This is a genomic window from Bacillota bacterium (genome assembly GCA_040754675.1).
Lineage (GTDB): Bacteria > Bacillota > Limnochordia > Limnochordales > Geochordaceae > Geochorda.
This window is the reverse complement of the sequence record JBFMCJ010000376.1, coordinates 1-4,061: the sequence shown is the minus strand read 5'-3', so window position 1 is coordinate 4,061 and position 4,061 is coordinate 1. Positions and strand designations below refer to the sequence as shown.

Annotated in this window: 6 protein-coding genes; all 6 read right to left on the bottom strand. The window is 69.7% G+C overall.

The features are described from left to right. The coding region (locus AB1609_17185; GenBank protein ID MEW6048182.1) for a DEAD/DEAH box helicase family protein at positions 1 to 621 on the bottom strand (621 nt) is incomplete at its 3' end. A gap of 48 nt (positions 622 to 669) precedes the next feature. Continuing rightward, the gene (rpoZ, locus tag AB1609_17180; GenBank protein MEW6048181.1) at positions 670 to 888 is read right to left on the bottom strand and encodes a DNA-directed RNA polymerase subunit omega; all 219 of its coding nucleotides are present in this window, start codon (positions 886 to 888) and stop codon (positions 670 to 672) included. Between the two features lie 43 nt (positions 889 to 931). Continuing rightward, entirely contained in the window at positions 932 to 1,564 is a 633-nt protein-coding gene (gene gmk, locus AB1609_17175; protein MEW6048180.1) for a guanylate kinase, read from the bottom strand. Further along, positions 1,561 to 1,836, bottom strand: a complete 276-nt coding sequence (remA, locus tag AB1609_17170) for an extracellular matrix/biofilm regulator RemA (protein MEW6048179.1) — start codon at positions 1,834 to 1,836, stop codon at positions 1,561 to 1,563. Before remA ends, gmk begins: the two co-directional genes overlap by 4 nt. A 12-nt stretch (positions 1,837 to 1,848) precedes the next feature. Further along, positions 1,849 to 2,784, bottom strand: a complete 936-nt coding sequence (locus AB1609_17165; GenBank protein ID MEW6048178.1) for a YicC/YloC family endoribonuclease — start codon at positions 2,782 to 2,784, stop codon at positions 1,849 to 1,851. A gap of 19 nt (positions 2,785 to 2,803) precedes the next feature. Then, positions 2,804 to 4,061 (bottom strand): HAD-IC family P-type ATPase (locus tag AB1609_17160; protein ID MEW6048177.1); only part of this gene is annotated, 1,258 nt, incomplete at its 5' end.

The window sequence follows — 4,061 nt, the reverse complement described above, 5'->3', positions numbered from 1 at the left end:
GACAGCCACCAGATCCCCGAAGCGCCGGTGGAACGCGCGCAGCAGCTGCGGGGTCAGGGCGATCTCCGGTACCAGCACCACCGCCGAACGCCCCTGCCGCAGGCAAGCCTCCACGGCCTCTTCGTAAACCCGTGTCTTGCCGCTGGCGGTGACGCCCCAGAGCAGGAAGACCCGGTGCTGGCGCTCCGAAAGCGACCGGACGATGGCTTCCGCGGCGGACCGCTGCCACTGCGTGAGCGGCGCTTCTTGAACGTCAGCACCTCGCCCGGCAGGTAGAGAAACGGGTGGTGCCGGAGCCCGGCCCCGGGGGGACCGCTTGAGCGGCGGCGGGGGGGCCACGGCACCCAAGGCGGCGGAAAGCGGACAGAGGTAGCGGCGGGCCATCCACCCCGCCAGTTCGACCTGCGAAGGGGGGCACCACTCCCCCGGCGGCCGTACGGCGGCGAGGTGCTTCAAGCGTACGCCGGCCGGCGCCGGCGCGTGGCCGACGACCCAACCCCGAACGAGCCGCCGCTGCAGCGGCACCTCCACCCGGCTACCGGGAGCCGGGAGGCCTTCGCCCGGCGGGGGAAGGTAGCTCAGCGGCTGGTCGACGCGGGCGTCGCCGGGGTCGATGGCCACCAGAGCCGCAAGCGGCCCCGGCGGCCTCGACGAACCTTCTTGCCCCGTCTACTTGACACCGCCCCTGGGCGGCAGTTCGCAGATCACCGCGCCTTCGTACACCTCACGGAGGGCGATGGTGACCGGCTTGGTGGAGTTCACGGAGACCAGGGGCGGCGCCCCCTCGAGAAGCTGGCGCGCTCGCCGCGCGGCAGCCGTCACCAGCGTGTAGCGGCTCCGCGTCGGGTTTTTCTGGAGCATGGTCTGGAGTGGCGGTTGGTTGAGCATGGTGCCCTGAAAGGCGCGCACCTCCCTCCTCCGGAGCGCGAAATCACGGCCCGCCCGCCGGCTCAGGCCGCCGAAGCCGGTGCGGGCGACACGATTCAGCCCGGATGATGGCCTCCAGCTTGTGGCTCGCCTCATCCAGGCCGTCGTTTACCACAACATAGTCATAATCAGACGCGGCTGCCATCTCTGTCAAGGCCATCGCCATACGCCGCTCGATCACCTCGGGTGCGTCGGCCGCCCGCCGCATCATGCGTTCCCGCAACGCCTCGAGGGAGGGCGGGAGCAGGAAGACGAAGACCGCGTCAATGCGTTTGTCACGGAGCTGCCGGGCGCCCTGGATGTCGACGTCGAGCAGCACGATCTTGCCCGAATCGACGGCCCTTTGAACGAATCTCGCCGGCGTTCCGTACCAGTGGTCCCCAAAGCGCGCCCACTCCAGGAGTTCACCGGCCTGCACCATCTCCCGGAAACGCTCGGGGGTGACGAAGAAGTAATCCCGGCCGTCAGCCTCGCCGGGCCTCGGCGGCCGCGTGGTGACCGACACCGAGTACAGCACGTCGGGCATCCGCCGCCGCACCGCGTTGACCAGGGTGTTCTTGCCCACCCCTCCCGGGCCGGAAACCACCACCAGAAAGCCGCGCGCAAGCGGCGGCAGGCCGGGCCCTTGCTCGGTCATTGGGGGGCGGGGCCACCGGCCTCCGTGGAATCCCTGCTGCTGAGGCGGTGCGCCACCGTCTCGGGCTGGACCGCCGAGAGGATCACGTGCTCGCTGTCCGTGATGATGACGGCCCTGGTCCGGCGGCCGTACGTGGCGTCGATGAGCCGCCCCCGGTCCCGAGACTCCTGAATGATGCGCTTGATCGGCGCCGACTCCGGGCTGACGATGGCGACGATGCGGTTGGCCGAAACGATGTTGCCAAACCCGATGTTGATAAGGCGAATCTCCACCCGCTGGCCCCCCTACTCGAGATTCAAGATCTGTTCACGAATGCGCTCCAGTTCGGCGCGCAGTTCGATCAACCGGTGCACTCCCGGCGCCTCCGGCACCTTGGCCGTCGCGGTGGACAGTTCCCTGTCCATCTCCCTCAGCAAGAACTCCATGCGCCGCCCCGGCGCGACCTCTGCGGCGAGCCGGCGCATCTGGGCCACGTGGCTTGAAAGGCGCGTCAATTCTTCACTGATGTCGGCACGTTCGGCAGCGATGGCCACCTCCTGGGCGAGCCGCTGGAGAAGCGCCTCATCCTGCAGCACGCCCGGCAAGGACGTCAAGCCCCCGCTGTTGAGCAGCTCGCCGACACGCCTGACCAACCGCTGGTAGTACGCATCCCGAAAGCGCCCTGCGAGGTCGCGCTGAAACTGGCCGATTGAAGCTTCGATGGCATCCAGCCTTGCGGCGATGTCCTGCCACAGCCGCCCTCCCTCGGCGTGCCGCATCTGTTGGACCTGATCCAGAGCGGCATCCAGCAACGGCGCCAGGGTGCCCCAGGCAGCCTGCTCGTCCACCGGAGGCTCCTCAAGCGTCACGACATCGGGCAACGAGAGAAGGTCTGCCAGGGAAAGCGAGCGTGCCACCTGAAGCTTCTGCTGGATTTGCGTCAACTGTTCCCAGTATTGGCGCAAAACCGACTCATTCACCCGGACTGTTCGCCGGGAGGCTTCGAAATCCTGCGCCACCACGGCGACTTCCACGCGGCCGCGCACGAACCTGCGGCCCACGCTCTCCCGCACGGCCGAGTCGAGCGCCGGCCACCCCCGAGGCAGGCGCACGGCCACGTCCAAATGGCGGTGGTTGAGCGTGTGAACCTCGACCCGGAGAAGCCCCCAGGGGCTTGGCCCCTGAGCGGCGCCGAACCCCGTCATGCTGGCCGGCGAAGTGGAAGGCAAACGGGCGTCCACCCCTATCGGGGCCATCTTATCACGGCGAACGCTGCCAGGACAGGGCGCCCCTCACCCGCACCAGCCGGGCGGCGTGGCGCGCGACCCGGTACCCCAGCGCCTGCAGCGCGAAGGTGCCCAGGGAACCGCCCGTCACCAGCACCCAGACGGCGGGCCTGGGCCACGTGGTGCCGAACAGCGGTTGCAGGGCCGGCCAGGCCATCACGGCGATCAGCATGAGCAGGGAGACGATCACCGAGGCGAACAGGACGGGCGGCACGATGACCGCCTTTCCCCCGTCGTACCCGCACCGAAGAGCGTAAAGGAGCTGCGACACCACGAGGCAGGCGAACGCCGCCGACCGCGCCTCCACGATCCCCGCGCCGAGGGCCAGCGTTCCCCCAAACACCAGAAGCGTGCTGACGCCGATCACCAGGCCCTCCTCCGCAATCTCCTCGCCGGCGCCCCTGGAGAAGAGGCTCTCACGGCGCGGCCTGGGCGGGCGCTGCATGACGCGTTCGACGGGCGGGAGCATGCCGAGGGCCAGGGCCGGCAGCCCGTCGGTCACCAGGTTCACCCAGAGGATCTGCAGCGCCGTGAGCGGGACGGGAAGGCCCAGGAGGCCCGCCCCCAGCATGGTGAGCATCTCGCCGGCATTGCAGCCCAAAAGGTAGCGCACGAAGCGGCGGATGTTCTCATAGATGGTGCGGCCCTCTTCAATGGCGTCCACGATGGTGGCGTAGTTGTCGTCGGCCAGCACCAGGGCGCTCGCCTGGCGCGCCACGTCGGTTCCGGCAAGGCCCATGGCCACGCCGATGTCTGCTTCCTTGAGGGCAGGGGCGTCGTTCACACCGTCGCCGGTCATGGCGACCACGTGCCCTTCTTCCCGCAGCACCCTCACCAGCCGCCGCTTCTGGGCGGGGGAAATGCGGGCGAAGATCGGGCGCCGCCGGACCTGCTCCCGGAGCTCCTCGTCGCTCAGGCGCTCCATCTCCTGGCCCAGCAGCGGCTCCTCGCCGGAGTTTGCAAGCCCGATGGCCCTGGCCACCGCCCGCGCCGTGCCGGGGTGGTCGCCCGTGATCATGATGGTGCGCACGTGCGCGCGACGCGCCCGCTCGATCGCGGCAGGCACGTCCGGCCGCGGCGGGTCACGCAGCCCCACGAGGCCCAGGAACGTGAGATCTCCTTCCAGCGCCGCCGCCACGACTTCTATGGACGAACCGGGGTCGGGGAGCCCGGCCCGGGGCACGCGCCGGCCCGCCACCGCAAGAACGCGCAGGCCCTCACCGGCCAGCCCT

What these genes read in the sequence shown, in the direction of transcription:
- rpoZ (MEW6048181.1), bottom strand. Translation starts at nt 888, where the DNA reads ATGCTCAACCAACCGCCACTCCAGACCATGCTCCAGAAAAACCCGACG.
- gmk (MEW6048180.1), bottom strand. Translation starts at nt 1,564, where the DNA reads ATGACCGAGCAAGGGCCCGGCCTGCCGCCGCTTGCGCGCGGCTTTCTG.